We start from the raw sequence: 17094 nt of genomic DNA on the forward strand, positions 1-17094 counted from the left end.
GACAATCGTAAAACCCTCCTTCAAACGCAGTTGCAAACGCTCCGCAAGCCATGTAAAAATGGCATCTTTACCCCATGAAAGTGCTTAAATTCGGTGGCTCCTCCGTCGGACAACCTGACCGCATCCGCGGCATTGTAGAGATACTCAAAAAATACTACGCTTCCGGTGACCACTTTACCGTGGTGTTCTCTGCCTTCGGTGGGGTAACGGACAGCCTGATCGAGATGAGTACGCTCGCCGCCCAGGGGGAGGATCGCTACGGCCAGTTGTTCGATGCCTTCGCCGAACGCCACCAGCAGGCAATCACCGAACTGCTGACCAACGATGCACTCCGTCGGGAAACCGCCCAACAAATGCGCCGCTCCCATGAGGTACTCAAGAACTTACTGTACGGCATATTTCTGGTCCGGGAGGCCTCTCCACGAACGATGGATTATGTGCTGAGCTTCGGCGAACGCTCCTCGGCATACATCATCTCCCAGAAGCTTCTCGAGGCGGGGGTACCTGCGGAATTTTTGGATGCGCGCCGGATCATCAAGACGGACAAGACGTTCGGAAACGCGAAGGTAAATTTCGAAAAATCCTACCAAAAAATTCGTGAATACTACTCGGAACACCCTAAGGTTCAGGTAGTTACCGGGTTTATCTCCTCCGCGAAGGGCGGGTTGACGACCACGCTTGGGCGGGGCGGGTCGGACTACACTGCCTCCCTGCTTGCCGCCGGGCTGGACGCCGATGCGATCGAAATATGGACGGACGTCAGTGGTGTTTTGACTGCGGATCCGCGCCGGGTGAAGAAGGCCTTCACCATACCGAAGATGACCTACGCCGAGGCTATGGAGATGTCTCACTTCGGCGCTAAGGTGATCTACCCGCCTACCCTGATGCCGGCGCTTCAAAAACGTATTCCGCTCTACATCAAAAATACCTTTGAACCGGAATTTGAGGGGACAAAGGTCAGTGAGGAGAGCAATCCGGAAGGGGCGGCCGTGCGGGGCATCAGTTCGATCAATAATGTGGCCCTGTGTACGGTCTCCGGTACCGGTATGTTCGGGGTGCCGGGTATCGCCGGGCGCATCTTCGGATCGCTCGCTGCTGCCGGCATCAACGTCATTCTCATTACCCAGGGATCGAGTGAGCACGCCATTAGTTTTGCCGTGCAGCCAGCCTCAGCCGATGCCGCCAAGGTGGCGGTAGAAGATGCCTTCGCCTTCGAGATCGAGCGGGGGGTAGTGAACGCCGTCAAGGTAGAGCGTGAGTTGAGTGTAGTCGCCATCATCGGTGAGAACATGCGCTACCAGCCGGGTATATCCGGTCGACTCTTCCGGGCGCTGGGCCAGAATGGTATCAACGCAGTTGCGATCGCGCAGGGATCGAGTGAGCTCAACGTGTCGGTCGTCATTGCGAAGGAAGATGAAACCAAGGCGCTTAACGCGCTGCACGAAGCCTTTTTCTTGTCCGACCATAAAACGCTGCACCTGTTCATCGTCGGCGTCGGTCTGATCGGAGGTACGCTGCTGAGTCAGATAAAAAAGCAGAACGAATACCTTCGTGAACGGCGGGGAATGGAGGTGAAAGTAGTGGGCCTAGCCAATTCGAAAAAAATGCTCTTTGATGCCGAAGGGATCGACTTGGAGAACTGGCGGACCGCCCTTCAGCATGCGGAAACAAAGATCGACCTGGCCGTATTTGTCGGACGGATGCGGGACCTGAATCTTAGCAACAGTATATTCGTTGACAATACGGCCAACAGCCAGATCGCCTCGTTCTATGAGACCATCCTCGATGAGAGCATAAGCGTATCTACCCCTAATAAGATCGCCACCTCGTCCGGCTACCTACAGTATCAGCGGCTCAAGAATATTGCCGACAAGCGCGGTGTCCAGTTCCGCTACGAGACAAACGTGGGTGCGGGGTTACCGGTGATATCAACCCTTCGCGACCTGATCGACAGTGGAGACCGCATCAATAAGATCGAAGGAGTACTGAGTGGGTCGCTGAGCTTCATCTTCAACAACATGGACGGTAGCCGCCCATTCGCTGAGATCGTTCGGGAAGCGAAGGAAAAAGGCTTCACGGAGCCCGACCCGCGTACCGATCTGTCGGGTAAGGACGTGGCCCGCAAGATTCTTATCCTCGCACGGGAGACCGGGATCGCGCTCGATGCCGAAGATGTCTCCCTCAGCGGCTTTTTACCCGAGGGCGCTATGGAGGCAGAATCAATCGAAGCTTTTTTCACCATTCTGGAGGAAGAAGCAGCTTACTTCGACGGACTATACCGCCAGGCCGAGAAGGACGGAAAGGTGCTGCGAATGGTGGCCACGCTAGAGGGGGAAAAAGCTTCCGTGGGCATTCAGTCCGTCGGGAAGGACAATCCATTCTATACCCTCAGCGGTAGCGACAACATGATCGTATTCTATACCGATCGGTACAGCGTACGTCCCCTGGTCGTACGCGGACCGGGCGCCGGGGCTGAAGTAACCGCTGCCGGCGTGTTTGCCGAAATCATCCAGATCGGAACCTTAAGTTAGTATAACATGCGGGAAGTAAGAGTATTTGCCCCGGCTACGGTAGCCAACGTAGCGGTGGGGTTCGACATTCTTGGATTTGCCATCAACCGACCGGGGGATGAGATCGTCGCCAGACTGAACGATTCCTTTTCCGGCGTTCGCATCGTGGTCATTACGGGTACGGGCGATAAAGTCCTTCCTACGGAAGTTGAGAAGAACACGGCCGGAATGGCAGCCCTGCGGCTACTACAGCACCTGGGTGAGGAGGGGCGGGGCATCGAATTGGAGATTCACAAGAAGATGCCCTTCGGTTCCGGACTGGGTTCTTCGGCGGCTAGTGCAGCGGGGGCTACGGTAGCGGTCAACGAACTGCTGGGCGCTCCACTAACCCGGGAATCCCTGCTTTACTTTACCGTACTCGGAGAAGAAGTAGCTGATGGAAGCTTTCATGCGGATAACGTTGCTCCCTGTCTCGTAGGTGGCATTACGCTGATCCGCTCGAACGATTCACTCGATGTCCATCACCTCCCGGTGCCGACAAACCTACACGTTGCGGTGGTGCATCCGGAGATTGAAATTCTCACCCGCGATGCCCGCGCCGTACTGAGTGATACCGTATTGCTCAAAACGGCAATTCAGCAGATGGGTAGTCTGGCAAGTTTTATTACTGCGCTGTACACCAACGATCTTCCCCTGCTCGGTCGCTCGCTGCGGGATCACATTATTGAACCGCAGCGGAAAAAATTGATTCCTGGGTTTGATCAGGTACAGGCGGTTGCACTACAGCGCGGAGCGCTCGGCTGTAGCATCAGTGGTGCCGGCCCGAGCATATTTGCCCTCTGCGACAGTGGCTATCTTGCCCAGGCGGTCGGTCAGGGGATGCAGGCGGTTTTCCAGGACAGCGGCATTGAAAGTCAGGTGTACGTTTCCCCCATCAATCAGCGGGGGGTAGAAATTATTGAAGTGATTGATTGAGCGTAATCAGGTCGTTTAATCTTCCAACATATATACCATGCAATTTTATAGTACCAACGATCCCGACCACCGGGTAGGAGTTAAGGAGGCTATTTTTCGTGGATTACCCGCCGATAACGGCCTTTACATGCCCGAGCGGATTGATCCCTTACCTGACTCCTTTTTCCGAGAATTGCCCACCTTGTCCTTTTCCGAGATCGGGTTTCGGGTTGCCCGACAATTGTTAGGACCGGAAATTTCGGACAGTGACCTGCGTAGGATCGTCGAGGACGCCATTAATTTTCCGGCACCCGTAGTTGCGTTGGACGAGCAGAAGTACATCCTGGAGTTATTTCACGGTCCGTCGCTGGCGTTTAAAGACTTCGGGGCGCGATTTATGTCGCGTCTTATGGCCTACTATAACGACGATGCGGATCGAGACCTGATCATTCTGGTCGCTACCTCCGGAGATACCGGGGGAGCCGTTGCTGCAGGTTTTTACGACACTCCTGGAATCCAGGTAGTAATCCTTTACCCGAGCGGGAAAGTGAGCGACCTGCAGGAGAAGCAGCTGACTACCCTGGGCAAGAACATCCATGCGCTTGAGGTTTCCGGCACGTTTGATGATTGCCAGGCGATCGTGAAGCGTGCATTCCTGGATGGGGACCTACGTGCCCGTCTTCGCCTCAGTTCGGCCAACAGCATCAACATCTCCCGTCTGATTCCCCAAACCTTCTATTATTTCGAGGCCTATAAGCAGTTGGGAGAAGGTGATCCCGTGGTATTCTGTGTGCCTAGCGGCAATTTCGGCAACCTTACCGCGGCCCTGATCGCTAAGCGGCTTGGGCTTCCGATAGATCACTTCATCGCGGCTACCAACGACAACGACGTTGTACCCCGTTTTCTCGCTGAGGGACAGTACCGAACCAGGGCGTCTGTTCCAACCCTATCGAACGCCATGGATGTTGGGGCTCCCAGCAATTTTGCCCGAATGACCAACCTATACGGCCATATCGTAGGTGTGGACCACCCCGGCGAGGAGACCCACCGCAGCATGCGGGAAGTGATTTCCGGATACAGCTATACGGATGAGGTGACCGAAGCTGCGGTCAAGGAAGTGGAGCGGAACTACGGTTACACCATCGATCCACATGGCGCGGTAGGGTACTTAGCACTAAAGGAGTGGCAGAAGGATCATCCGGCTACGCGGGGTGTTATCCTGGAAACCGCCCATCCTAGTAAGTTTAAGCCAGATGTAGAGCGCATTTTAGGGCATGAAATTCCCGTACCGGAGCGCCTTGCCAGTTTAAAGGATAAGGAGAAAGTGGCCTCCCAAATGGGAACGGCGTACGAACCCGTAAGGAAGTATTTACTGGATAAGTTTGAATAATTCCCGCGATATGTTCCACGTGGAACATTTTTTATCCGATGTTTAGTTTGAAGAATAAGTCATTTCAAACAATATGGTTAATGAATTTAGGTGCTGAGGGGTCAAGTGTGTTGTTATCGGCATGACATGGTACCGTATGCTAACCGGTATAGCCGCTCCCCTATTGACAGGGTCGCCTCAGAATGACCATCCTCTGATTGCTCTGTGTTCCACGTGGAACACTAGGAACGAAAAATGGCGGGTTTTGCCACGGAACACCGCTTTTTGATTGCTTGCGCTCCTCCCGCGCCCCCGCCCGACATAGTTTGCCGGGCTTACCACTGGTAATGGCGGATGAAGTAATATCTTAGCGAAAATGTTATAAATCCCTGCCAAATGAAAATTTTGCTTTCCCTATGGGTGTGCCTCGCCGTGGCCGCTCCCCTGTTTTCGCAACAAGACAATACAAAAAACCCTTTCCGTCAGCTCGATTCGGAGCTGCCTACCCCGAACGTCTACCGGAATGCTGCCGGAGCACCCGGACACATGTACTGGCAGCAGCAGGCGGATTACGAAATGGACATCAGGCTCGACGATGAGCAACAAAGGATATACGGCACAGAAAAAATTACGTACCACAATAACTCCCCTGATCCGCTGGACTACCTGTGGATTCAACTGGACCAGAACGTGCGTGCGCTAGATTCAGATACGTATAAGACGTCGACCAATGAGTTGGGAGAGCGAATGACCCTCAATCAGCTTTCCCGGCTGGAGCCATCCTTCGAGGGGGGATTCAACATCGACTACGTACGGGACGCCGGCGGAAAGGAGATGACCTACCACATCCAAAAAACGATGATGCGGGTAGAACTACCGCAGGTACTGGAGCCCGGAGCGAAGACGGACCTGACGATCAAATTCTGGTATAACATCAACAACCGAATGACCGACGGTGGGGGGCGCTCGGGATCCGAATACTTCGCCGAAGACGACAACTACCTGTACACGATCGCCCAGTTCTACCCCAGAATGGCGCTTTACACCGACAACAACGGTTGGCAGAACAAGCAATTTCTGGGTCGCGGAGAATTTACCCTGACCTTCGGCGACTACGACGTAAAGATCACGGTACCGGCCGATCACCTGGTGGCAGCTACCGGTACCCTGCAGAACGAGGGCGACGTACTGACAAAAAAACAGCGCGACCGGCTCACGGAGGCACGCAAGGAGCGGGTTCAGCCAGTAGTGATCGCGACCCAGGAGGAGGCGGTTGAGCGGGAAAAATCGAAGGTGAAGAAGGAAAAGACCTGGCACTTCAAAGCAGAGAACGTGCGTGACTTCGCCTTCGCCAGCTCGCGTAAGTTTATCTGGGACGCCATGGGCGTCGAACAGGAAGACGGCAGCGTCGTGATGGCGATGTCGATGTATCCCAAGGAGGGTAATCCACTCTGGGAAAGGTTTTCTACCAAAGCCGTGGCCCATACCCTGCGTTGGTACAGCCACTACACCTTTGCCTACCCCTACCCCGTCGCCTGGTCGATCAACGCGGCCGAAATTGGGATGGAGTACCCGATGATCTGTTTCAACTTCGGTCGTACCGAGGCGGATGGCACCTACAGCGACCGGACGAAGTACGGAATGATCGGTGTCATCATCCACGAAGTCGGCCACAACTACTTCCCCATGATCGTGAATAGCGACGAGCGGCAGTGGACCTGGATGGACGAGGGACTGAACACCTTCCTGCAGTACCTCGCCGAGCAGCAGTGGGAACGTGACTTTCCGAGCCGCCGCGGCCCCGCCGACAAGATTGTAGATTATATGAAGGGCGACAAGCAGTATATCTCGCCGATTATGACCAACTCCGAATCAATCTGGCAATTTGGCAACAACGCCTACGGCAAGCCGGCCACGGCACTGAATATCCTTCGCGAAACCGTGATGGGACGGGAGCAATTTGACTATGCCTTCAAGAAGTACGCAAACCGGTGGAAGTTTAAGCACCCCGCGCCCGCCGACCTGTTCCGCACGATGGAGGATGCATCGGCCATTGACCTGGATTGGTTCTGGCGGGGATGGTTCTATACGGTAGACCATGTGGACATTGCCCTTACGTCGGTTCGTCCATTCCGGATCAACACCATGAATCCGGTTGTTGAAAACAGTAATCTGCGAAAGCAGCAGGCCGAGGCACCCCGCAACATCAGTAGCATTCGCAACGAAGAGATTGGCCAGACCTACGATGAAATCGATACTACGTTGCGCGATTATTACACCGACTATGATCCCCTGGAATCTACCATTCTAGACGAGGCGGAGTATCAGCAGTATCTGGATGGACTGAGTGAAGAGGAGCGGGCTACGCTGGAAGCCGATAAGTACTATTACGAACTGAGTTTCAAAAACATTGGTGGGTTAGTTATGCCCATCGTTCTGGAATTCACGTTTGCCGACGGAACGACCCAGGTGGAGCGCGTACCGGCGGAGATCTGGAGAATGGGTACGGATGAGGTGACTAAGGTGTTCCCCTTTGCGAAGGAAGTCACTTCGGTGGTCCTGGATCCATTCCTGGAAACTGCCGATACCGATACGAGCAACAACTACTACCCTTCCCGTAGCTCGCTTAACCGTTTCGACCTGTACCAGAGCCGCAGTCGGGGGGGAAGCGAGAACCCGATGCAGCGCAACCGGCGTTCGCAGGAGACCCAGCGGAGCAACGGAACCGGATCACAACGGTAACGCTACAACCACATGACTTACGACAATCCAGCCCTCACGATCGTTAGCGATGAGGTGAAAGACGGCTCCATTCGCTGGCGCAGTCCGTCCAACATCGCCCTGGTAAAGTACTGGGGGAAGCACGGTGACCAACTGCCGCAGAACGCATCGGTCAGTTTTACCCTAGACGGTGCCGCCACCGACACGACCCTTCACTACGCCGCCCGGCGGTCGGCAGGTGAGGGGGTTGAGGTCGAGCTGTTCTTTCACGGGGAGTCGAAGCCCGATTTTACCACCAGGACCAAGGGTTTTCTAGAGCGATTGTTGCCGATTTATCCCTTCCTACGGCAGCTGTCGTTGCGAATCGATACTACGAATAGCTTCCCGCACTCGGCGGGTATTGCTAGTTCCGCTTCGGGGATGAGCGCGCTCGCACTTTGCCTGGTAAGCCTCGAAGAACGTCTTTTTGCTCCCCTTACGGATCGGTCCGAATTTAATCGTAAGGCAAGTTATCTATCACGATTGGGTTCGGGTAGCGCCTGTCGCTCCGTATACGGCACGGCTGCCGTTTGGGGTCGGGTGCCGGACCTCGGGGAGAGTAGCGACGAATATGCCGTCCCGGTGGGAGACCGACTGCACCCTGTGTTCCAAAGTTACCACGACGATATTTTGCTGATCTCCCGGACGGAGAAGGCCGTCAGCAGCCGTGCCGGACACGGGCTGATGGAACACAATCCGTACGCGCCGACCCGGTACGCTCAGGCCAATCGACGGGTCGTTACGATGCTGGATGTGCTGCGCACGGGAGACACGGAGCGGTTTGGTGAACTTGTCGAGAGCGAGGCACTTACTTTGCATGCCCTGATGATGAGTAGTCATCCGTACTACACCCTCATCGAGCCGAACACCCTACACGTTATCAACACCCTGCAACAGTTTCGCCGGGAGACGGGGCACCCGGTTCACTTTACCCTCGACGCGGGACCGAACGTCCACTTACTCTATCCGGATGTGGTGGCTGATCCGGTGAAGAAATTCATCCGTGAACACCTGCTTCATTACTGTGAGGACAAGATGTACCTCGCCGACCGAATCGGTCGGGGGCCGGAGGAGTTGGCCGTCAACGAAACGACTAATGCCTGATTGGTGTTAGGGTAACTGATGCGAAACTTGAAAGTACTGGCCTGGGCCCTAGGCCTGCTGATTTGTTGGGGTTGTCGCCTGGGAAGTCAGGACGTACCCAACCGACTACAAACCCCTTATCCACCCCTCAACGAGCGCCTGGCTAGCATGGTCACGGCGGATTCGCTGGCCATCAGTGCACAGGAAGCGCATGCACTCCCCCGGGCCGTATACCTCGATGCCCGGGAGAGAGAAGAGTACGCCGTTAGCCATCTTCCCGGAGCGGTACACCTCGGATTCGATGACCCTGATTACGGCGGGCTCGCCGGTATGGCGAAAGACACTCCCCTGGTAGTTTATTGTACGGTGGGTTACCGCAGTGAACGTGTCGCCGCCGGGTTACGAGAGCGGGGGTTTACCCAGGTGTATAACCTGTACGGCAGCCTTTATGCGTGGAAGTTGGCGGGTTTTCCCGTTGTGAGTGCCGGGGGACCTACGGAGCGTATCCATACCTATAACCGAAAGTGGGGCACTTACTTTCCCGATAGCCTAGCAATTAAAGTTTACTGACCATGACCCTTTACCAACAGATTCAGGAGTGCGTATCCTTCATTAAGCAACGTGCGAAGACGCAGCCGCGTATCGGGATTATTCTGGGTACGGGACTCAGCACCCTGGTCGAGGAAATCGAGGTCGAACGCGAGTTTGTGTACGGGCTGCTTCCCTTCTTCTCCGTATCGACGGTTGCGACCCACCGGGGAAAGCTCGTTTTGGGGACGCTACGGGGCACGCCCGTCGTGGCCATGGCTGGTCGCCTCCACTACTACGAGGGGTACAGCATGCAGCAGCTCACCTTTCCGGTGCGGGTACTTAAGGCGTTGGGCATTGAGTATCTGCTCATCTCTAATGCCTCGGGTAGCGTGAATCCCGATATATGCGCCGGCGACGTCGTGTTTATCCGCGATCACATTAACATGCAACCCGATAACCCCCTGAGGGGGCACAACGACGATCGTTTGGGGCCCCGTTTCCCGGATATGCTCAATACCTACGATCGTGAGCTCAACGCCCGCGCCATGGAGTTGGCTAAGCGACACGGACTGAATGCACACGAGGGGGTTTACCTGGCCCTGGCCGGTCCGAACCTGGAAACACCTGCCGAGTACCGGATGGCAAACATCATCGGTGCCGATGTGATCGGAATGTCTACCGTGCCCGAAGTCCTGGTGGCCCGGCACGCCGACCTACCGGTGTTCGTTGCTTCCGTAGTGAGCAACAAGTGTTTTCCGATTGCCGACATCCAGCCCACTACCGTTAACGACGTAATTGCTACCGTGCAGGTAGTGGAACCTAAGCTACGCCTCCTTATCGGGGATATTGTGGAAGAACTCGCGGAAGTTGCCCACCAAGCTGCGGAAGAATAAAGGAGGAACGGTAGGGAAAAAAACGAGTGATTGGGCAACTAACTCTACCGGTTGCGCCTTTAAAACCAGTTAACCCTGATTGAAACTGAATGAACGGAGCCTTCCGCACCACCTGGAAAACTTTGAGTGCAACCGAGCGTGACGTAGCTACTGCTATGAGCATCGTGTACGAAGAGCGTTCCGTCCTTGATCTCTCCCGATTGCTGAATAAAATCGGCATGCCACCCCCGGCCGGTGAATCGCGGTTTACCCACGCGGCCACCGAAGAGATCGTCCATCAACTCCACACGGCCGGCGTGCTCATCAAGCAGAGCGACCACGGCTGGCGGATCAATCCGCTGTTCAGTGAGGCCATCATGCGACAGGCCGGCCGGCGACCGGACTTCACGGTCCTGCTCAACGAAATACGGCGGGAACTTCCCTACAAGACGTATTGGCAGCCCAGCAGTCCGCACGCATTGATGCGGGAGATCCGCATTGCTTTCTATTTACAGAACGAGGCGGGCTTCGATCGGCTGCAGCGGGAGACGGAGAATTTCTATCCTGATCAGGCGCGCACGGGTATTTTCATCGACCCCCTCTTTGCCGAGTTCGACCCCCGCTGGGTGGAAAACTTACTGCCGGCGTGGCAGGAAATTAACCTCCGCAACGCCTTTCGGCGGGCCCTGGTGGCCATGGAACCCCTGGATTCGCTCATCGAATTTCTGGAACAGCATGAGCACATCCGTGATCCGGAATCGGGTCCACTGCGGGAACTGCTCGCCGAGGCCTTCGTTTTACAGGGCGCGTGGAGTCGACTGCAGCTATGGGCCGACCTCGAGACGAGTGAGTGGCGAAGCTCCGCCAACCACCTTATTTACCACGTACTCCGCGACGAAGACGAGGGCGCCAACGAACTCATCGAGGAAGTAAGGAAAGGGTACCGCAGGGAGTTTGATAACAAGTATCCCGCCCACCTGGCCGGTTACCTTTATTTGTTGTCGCTACTCCGCAACGGTGGCGTGAAGAGTGCGGAACTCATTGGCCACCACCTGGACAACATCGACCCGGTCCAAAACCTGCGGTTGGGGGGGACATATCTGGTCTTTAAAGCGCTTCATGCTTACCTACGCAACGACGAAGACGCACAGGTGGTCGCTCAACAGGGACTGGACCGCATGGAGGCAAATGCCTTTGCGCTCACCTTCGATGCCCTCTATCACCTGTGGACCGATAGTAGTGCGGAATCCCTTACTCCCGGATACCTTACCAAGCTCGAGTCGCTGCGGGAGCGAGCCCAGGACAATGGGTACCAGTGGGTGGAAATGGAACTCACGCGGGTCCTCTCCCTCCGGCATCCCGAAACCGATGCGCGGGAAGCATACGCTACGCGCGCCCAGCAACTGAGCGATCAACTGCGTATCTATTCGCTGGCCGACGCCATGCCTCGCATCGAGCCCTGGGAACGGGCGCTGGAGGTTTTGGTGGGGATGGGAACCCCGGACCGGGGAAACGATAAGCGCAGTAAAAAGACGAGTCGCTTCGTCTGGTTCGTTGATTTCGAAAAGCGCGAGCTGGAACCGCGGGAGCAAACGCTCAGTAAGGGCGGAAGCTGGTCGAAGGGCCGAAAAGTAGCGCTGAAGCGCGTGAAGCAGGGTGACGTGGAGGGAATGACGCCTCAGGACGTTGCCATTGCCAAGGCAATCGAGGAAGACTACAGCCGCTATCATCCGAACGGCAGCTTTACCATCAACTACGAAGATGCCCTGCTGGCCCTCGTGGGTCATCCGAACCTTTACCTCAGTAAGAATTCCGCCATTGGAGTGGAACTGGTGCGCCGCAATCCCCAACTCCTCATCGAGGAGACCAACAATCGGCTTCACCTCCGATTTGCGCAGGACTTTACGGGTACGGGCGTTCAGGTAGTCAAGGAAACGCCGACCCGCTACCAGGTGATCGAAGTAAACGACGGTCACGATCAGATACATCGTCAGATAGGCGAAGGACTGGAAATCCCCAAGCGCGCCCGTCACCGCCTACTCGAAGTTGCCCGCAACCTGAGTAAGTTCACCGAGGTTCAAAACACCCTGGCCGGTGTGATTGACGATCTGGATGAGACCAAGGCGGATTCCCGTACTTACGTTCACCTGTTGCCCGTCGGCGAGACCTTCAAGGTGGAATTCTTCGTTCGGCCCATTCACGAGGAGGATCAGTACTTCAAACCCGGTCGGGGCAGGAACAAGGTGATCAGCGACATCGACGGCCACCGCCGGCTGGCCGAGCGCGACCTGGCCCGCGAGATCGAGCGGGCGGAGAGCGTGATCATCGACTGCCCTACCCTACAGAAGATCGTACACCGCGATTATGAATGGCAGATCGACGAGGTGGAGGACTGTCTCAATATCTTACTGGAACTGCAGCCGCTGCGGGCGATGGAACGCATTGTGCTCGAGCATCCGCGCGGCGAGCGAATCAAGCTTCTGGGCAGTGTCGATTTCGGCGATCTAAGCCTTGGAGTGAAGGAAAAGGCCGGTTGGTTCGATGTGGAGGGTACCCTGGCCGTCGACGACCAGCAGGTGATAAGTTTCCGGGAACTCATTGAGAAGGTCAGCGAAAACGAGCAGAGTAACTTCATTCAGCTTAGTGAAGGACAGTACGTAGCCCTTACCGAACAACTGCGGCGTAAGCTGCGGGAAATGGAGGGGCTCATGTCTGCGAAGGGCGATGGCATGCAGCTTCACCCGCTGGCGGGCGGAATGTTGGATGACATTGTCGACCAACTCGGCGGATTCGAGGCCGATATCGCCTGGCGCGACAGTTTGCAACGCATCCAGAGCGTCAACCAGACCATGGCGCGCGTGCCGTCTACCTTTCGCGCTGAACTACGGCCCTACCAGCTCGATGGCTTCCGGTGGCTGATGCGGCTGGCCGACTGGGGAGTTGGGGCCTGTCTGGCCGATGACATGGGTCTGGGTAAGACGATCCAGGGACTTGCCATGCTACAGGCCCGTGCGGAAGATGGTCCTGCCCTCGTCATTGCGCCGGCCTCCGTCACCAGAAACTGGATTCGGGAGGCGGCAAAATTCGCGCCTACCCTTAATCCTATCCTACTTGTCGGCAACGACCGCCAGGAAATTATCGACAACGTAGGTCCCTACGATATGCTGGTGGTGAGCTACGGTTTGCTTCCCTTCGAGGGAGACGCACTTGCCGCCAAGCGCTTTGGCACCATCATTCTTGACGAGGCGCAAGCGATCAAGAACCGGGGAACCAAGCGCAGCCAGATCGCCATGAAGCTTCAGGGCGACTTTCGGGTAGTAACGACCGGAACACCCATCGAGAATCACCTCGGCGAGCTCTGGAACCTTTTCACTTTCCTGAATCCGGGACTGCTGGGCAGCTTCCAGCGCTTCAACGAGAAGTATACCATTCCCATAACCCGGAACAACGACAACGAGCGCCGGCAGCAGCTCAGGCGACTTATACAGCCCTTTATCCTGCGGAGGCGTAAGGAGGAGGTTCTGGAAGAATTACCGCCTAAAACGGAGGTAACCCTCACCGTCGAACTCTCCCAGCCGGAACGCGCCTTCTACGAAGCACTACGCCAACACGCACTAGAAAGCATTGACGACAGCGAGGGACCGAACCGCCGTTTCCAGATACTGGCCGAACTGATGAAATTACGGCAGGCCGCCTGTCATCCGAAGCTTGTGGATCCAAACGTCGACATCTCCAGTAGCAAACTGGAACTACTGGCGGAAACGGTGCAGGAGTTGCGGGAAAATGGACACAAGGCACTGATATTCAGTCAGTTCGTAAGGCATCTCAAGATCGTTGAGGCCTGGGCGATCGAGAACGACGTACCCTATCAGTACCTCGACGGCAGTACTCCCGGTCCCAAGCGAGACGATGCCGTACAGGCATTCCAGCGTGGTGAAGGAGACATTTTCCTCATTAGCCTCAAGGCCGGCGGTACCGGTCTTACGCTCACGGCGGCCGATTACGTTCTGCACCTCGATCCCTGGTGGAATCCCGCCGTGGAGGATCAGGCGAGCGACCGCGCCCACCGGATCGGGCAAATGCGTCCGGTGACCGTGTATCGCTTCGTGTCCGAGAATACCATTGAAGAAAAAATCGTGAAATTGCACGCCGAGAAGCGCGACCTTGCCGACAGCCTGCTCGCCGGAACCGAGCAAAGTGCAGGGCTGAGCGCAGATGACCTATTAGACCTGATCAAAAATGGATAAATCGATTTACAGCCCCAACTTACACGTATACGATACTGGTGAGGACGTAGCGCGCGCGTTTGCCGACCACCTGGTAGACAAGCTCACCAAGTCGGAAGACGCACCCCTTTACTGGGCGCTTTCCGGCGGATCGACTCCTAAATTGTTATTTGGAATACTGGCCGGCGAATACAAGGACCGCATTGACTGGAGCCGTCTCCACTTCTTCTGGGGCGACGACCGGATGGTGCCCTACGACGATCCGGAGAGCAACTACGGTGAGGTGAAAAAGCTGCTGTTCGATCACGTTCCGGTTGTTGCGGAGCAAATTCATCCCGTACCGACCGATCTTGAGCCCGAAGAAGCGGCCCGGGCTTACGGAGAGACGATCAGCAAGTTGCTGCCCCAAAACTCCGACGGGATGCCCATCTTCGACATCAATATGCTGGGAATGGGAACCGATGGCCACACCGCCTCCATCTTTCCCGACAGCATGGATTTGCTTACCGACAGCCGCGTCTGTGCCGTCGCCCGCCATCCCGAAAGCGGTCAGTTGCGCGTGACCCTCACCGGACCGGTCATCAATGCTTCCGACGAAGTGATCTTTTTGATTACGGGCAGCAGCAAGACCCTGCGCGTTGCTCAAATCGTGAATAAGGAGCATCTGGCTACTACCTTTCCCGCCGCCCACATCAATCCGCCCAACGGACAGCTACACTGGTTTTTAGATAAGTCTGCCGCCGCTGAAGTAGGCTACTAAACCCTATCTTTGCACCTCAACGTATAGCCCCTATGACTTCCAAATCCGCTGTCTCCGCCGAACACCAACCCCACACGACCCGGCGTAATTACTGGATGCTCTTCCTCGTATCTCTGGTGATCTTCTTCCTCATGCTCATCTTCATGAACCAGTGGTTCTGGGTGTCCATGCCCTTTATGCTGACCTTTTTGGTGATGGCACTGGGGTATATGTAGGATGTGAGTTGTTGAATTTTTAGTTGTTGGGTTTGGGTCATGCCCCCCTGCCCGTTAGGTGACCCGCAAGGGTTGTGGCTTCAGTACTGTAGGTACATTACCTCCTTTTCCTCAAAGAAATCTTCTTTGAACCACTTTCCGATCGGGTATTCCTCGACGTAGGCTCCTTTGGGCAGTGCGGCGAGTTCTTCCTTCAGCCCCCTCCCCTTCAGGGCAAGCACACCGTTGGGCAGGGCGTTGCGTTGTTTGTCCGTGATGAGGCGCAGGCTCCACTCGGCAAGCTTATCAATCTTAGCTACGGCGCGGGTCACCACGAATTCGTAGTCGCGCCGCTTCAGTTCCTCGGCCCGGCGCTGTTCGGCCCGGCAATTGGTGAGACCGAGTGCGATGATGACCTCCTGGCATACCCTGATCTTCTTTGCTGTTCCGTCAATGAGGTGGAAATCAGCATCAGGGAACAGAATAGCGAGCGGGATACCGGGAAATCCACCACCGGTACCCAGGTCCAGCACCCGCGTCCCCGCCCGAAAAGCAACGACTCTGGCGACCGCCAGAGAATGCAACACGTGGTGTACGTAAAGATTGTCGATGTCCTTCCGGCTGATCACGTTGATCTTGGCGTTCCAGTCGCGGTAAAGGTCTCCTAAAGCGGAAAATTGCTCGCGCTGACGCTCCGTCAAATCGGGGAAGTACCTAAAAACATTTTCTACACCCATAATATAAAGTACGATGCTGCCTCCCGGCGGCGATGTAAAACGCTGCCTCCTGGCAGCGCCAGTAAAATGCTGCCTACCGGCAGCGCCAGTAAAATGCTGCCTCCGGCAGCGATACCTACAACCCCACAATCCCCCCAAACGCCTCCCACACCACCCCCTCCGGTAGCGGCGCCTTCAGCTCAACCCGCGCCCCACTAATCGGATGATCGAACGCAAGCGTATACGCGTGCAAATCAATCGATTTGCCCTCATTCGCCCGCTTAAAACCGTACTTCGTATCCCCCCGCAACGGACTCCCGATGGCTCCAAGCTGGGCCCGGATCTGGTGCTTGCGGCCGGTGAGGAGCTTGATTTCCAGCAGGTGGTACCGATCGCTGCTGCCAAGGTAGCGGTAGCTGAGTTCGGCTCGCTTACTGGCCGGGTCCGACTGATCGACGATCTCCGAGGTATTGCCCTTGCCCTCACGAATGTAATGGACGAGGGTAGCTTCGTCCTGCTCCGGGCGTTCGGCGACGACGGCGAGGTAGGTCTTCGTCACGGTACGCTCCTGAAACTGAGTGGAAACACTGGCCTGGGCCGATGATTTTTTACCGAACAAGACTACGCCGGAGACCGGCCGGTCGAGGCGGTGAATGGGGTAAAGATCGTGGTGGGCGTAGGCGGCACCGATCTGGAGCAGGTTGGCGCTCTTCTTCTTATCGGGCACCACGGCCATGCCGGCGGGCTTATTGAAGGCGATGAGCTGGTTGTCTTTATAGAGAACCCAATCACCGGGGCGGCCGGGGAAGCGTTGGGGGGCGGAATCTGGCATGAAAGGGTATTGTAGAAGCCGAAAGCTTCGTAAAGGCTAGCGAGGAATCACTTTACTTCCTCGTAATCGATGTAGTCATCACGTTCCTCCTCTTCGGGAGTAATGTCGATGTTGGGGGGGCGCTTGGGTCCCTGACGCACCTGTTGCTGTACGTGGGTGTACCACCGGTAACCCCGGTAGGCGAAGTAGATAAGCGCGATGGTGAAGATGAAATCCATGGCGTAAAGGTACGGCAGTTGGGAACGATCTACACCCGCCGATCATAACCACCCATAAATGCGATCGGG

The 17094-nt window shown here is 56.0% G+C and carries 13 protein-coding genes; 10 read left to right on the plus strand and 3 right to left on the minus strand.

What is annotated here, in order from left to right:
- The first annotated feature begins 74 nt into the window (after positions 1–74).
- From thrA to GGR28_RS06945, 10 genes are all read left to right on the plus strand, one after another.
- A complete protein-coding gene (thrA, locus tag GGR28_RS06900) occupies positions 75–2531 on the plus strand; it encodes a bifunctional aspartate kinase/homoserine dehydrogenase I (RefSeq protein ID WP_183495019.1) in 2457 nt (818 codons plus the stop codon).
- Positions 2532–2537: 6 nt separating this feature from the next.
- Entirely contained in the window at positions 2538–3485 is a 948-nt protein-coding gene (locus tag GGR28_RS06905) for a homoserine kinase (protein WP_183495020.1), read from the plus strand.
- A gap of 37 nt (positions 3486–3522) precedes the next feature.
- Positions 3523–4854, plus strand: a complete 1332-nt coding sequence (gene thrC / locus GGR28_RS06910) for a threonine synthase (RefSeq protein ID WP_183495021.1) — start codon at positions 3523–3525, stop codon at positions 4852–4854.
- 375 nt (positions 4855–5229) lie between these two features.
- Positions 5230–7575 carry a M1 family metallopeptidase gene (locus GGR28_RS06915; protein ID WP_183495022.1) on the plus strand — a complete coding sequence of 782 codons (2346 nt, stop codon included), beginning with the start codon at positions 5230–5232 and terminating at the stop codon, positions 7573–7575.
- Between the two features lie 12 nt (positions 7576–7587).
- On the plus strand, positions 7588–8697 hold the full coding sequence (locus tag GGR28_RS06920; protein ID WP_183495023.1) for a diphosphomevalonate/mevalonate 3,5-bisphosphate decarboxylase family protein: 1110 nt from the start codon (positions 7588–7590) through the stop codon (positions 8695–8697).
- An 18-nt stretch (positions 8698–8715) separates the two neighbouring features.
- Positions 8716–9246: a rhodanese-like domain-containing protein gene (locus tag GGR28_RS06925; RefSeq protein WP_183495024.1), complete on the plus strand. Its 531-nt coding sequence runs from the start codon at positions 8716–8718 to the stop codon at positions 9244–9246.
- A 2-nt stretch (positions 9247–9248) separates the two neighbouring features.
- The gene (locus GGR28_RS06930) at positions 9249–10100 is read left to right on the plus strand and encodes a purine-nucleoside phosphorylase (protein ID WP_183495025.1); all 852 of its coding nucleotides are present in this window, start codon (positions 9249–9251) and stop codon (positions 10098–10100) included.
- Positions 10101–10222: 122 nt separating this feature from the next.
- On the plus strand, positions 10223–14326 hold the full coding sequence (locus GGR28_RS06935; RefSeq protein WP_183495026.1) for a DEAD/DEAH box helicase: 4104 nt from the start codon (positions 10223–10225) through the stop codon (positions 14324–14326).
- Positions 14319–15065, plus strand: coding sequence for a 6-phosphogluconolactonase (pgl, locus tag GGR28_RS06940; protein WP_183495027.1), 747 nt, complete (start codon positions 14319–14321; stop codon positions 15063–15065). The genes GGR28_RS06935 and pgl overlap by 8 nt, the downstream gene beginning before the upstream one ends.
- Before the next feature lie 32 nt (positions 15066–15097).
- Positions 15098–15280 carry a hypothetical protein gene (locus GGR28_RS06945; protein WP_183495028.1) on the plus strand — a complete coding sequence of 61 codons (183 nt, stop codon included), beginning with the start codon at positions 15098–15100 and terminating at the stop codon, positions 15278–15280.
- An 80-nt stretch (positions 15281–15360) separates the two neighbouring features.
- On the opposite strand, the gene rsmG is transcribed toward GGR28_RS06945, so the two are convergent.
- From rsmG to GGR28_RS06960, 3 genes are all read right to left on the minus strand, one after another.
- The gene (gene rsmG, locus GGR28_RS06950; RefSeq protein ID WP_183495029.1) at positions 15361–15996 is read right to left on the minus strand and encodes a 16S rRNA (guanine(527)-N(7))-methyltransferase RsmG; all 636 of its coding nucleotides are present in this window, start codon (positions 15994–15996) and stop codon (positions 15361–15363) included.
- 115 nt (positions 15997–16111) lie between these two features.
- Complete coding sequence (locus GGR28_RS06955) at positions 16112–16807, minus strand: RluA family pseudouridine synthase (RefSeq protein WP_183495030.1); 696 nt, start codon at positions 16805–16807, stop codon at positions 16112–16114.
- Positions 16808–16854: 47 nt separating this feature from the next.
- Entirely contained in the window at positions 16855–17025 is a 171-nt protein-coding gene (locus tag GGR28_RS06960; RefSeq protein ID WP_183495031.1) for a hypothetical protein, read from the minus strand.
- Positions 17026–17094: the final 69 nt, after the last annotated feature.

Source organism: Neolewinella aquimaris (assembly GCF_014197245.1).
GTDB classification, from domain to species: Bacteria; Bacteroidota; Bacteroidia; order Chitinophagales; family Saprospiraceae; genus Neolewinella; species Neolewinella aquimaris.

Coding starts and splice junctions, on each gene's coding strand:
- thrA (WP_183495019.1), top strand. CDS start 75: ATGAAAGTGCTTAAATTCGGTGGCTCCTCCGTCGGACAACCTGACCGC.
- GGR28_RS06905 (WP_183495020.1), top strand. CDS start 2,538: ATGCGGGAAGTAAGAGTATTTGCCCCGGCTACGGTAGCCAACGTAGCG.
- thrC (WP_183495021.1), top strand. CDS start 3,523: ATGCAATTTTATAGTACCAACGATCCCGACCACCGGGTAGGAGTTAAG.
- GGR28_RS06915 (WP_183495022.1), top strand. CDS start 5,230: ATGAAAATTTTGCTTTCCCTATGGGTGTGCCTCGCCGTGGCCGCTCCC.
- GGR28_RS06920 (WP_183495023.1), top strand. CDS start 7,588: ATGACTTACGACAATCCAGCCCTCACGATCGTTAGCGATGAGGTGAAA.
- GGR28_RS06925 (WP_183495024.1), top strand. CDS start 8,716: ATGCGAAACTTGAAAGTACTGGCCTGGGCCCTAGGCCTGCTGATTTGT.
- GGR28_RS06930 (WP_183495025.1), top strand. CDS start 9,249: ATGACCCTTTACCAACAGATTCAGGAGTGCGTATCCTTCATTAAGCAA.
- pgl (WP_183495027.1), top strand. CDS start 14,319: ATGGATAAATCGATTTACAGCCCCAACTTACACGTATACGATACTGGT.
- GGR28_RS06945 (WP_183495028.1), top strand. CDS start 15,098: ATGACTTCCAAATCCGCTGTCTCCGCCGAACACCAACCCCACACGACC.
- rsmG (WP_183495029.1), bottom strand. CDS start 15,996: ATGGGTGTAGAAAATGTTTTTAGGTACTTCCCCGATTTGACGGAGCGT.
- GGR28_RS06955 (WP_183495030.1), bottom strand. CDS start 16,807: ATGCCAGATTCCGCCCCCCAACGCTTCCCCGGCCGCCCCGGTGATTGG.
- GGR28_RS06960 (WP_183495031.1), bottom strand. CDS start 17,025: ATGGATTTCATCTTCACCATCGCGCTTATCTACTTCGCCTACCGGGGT.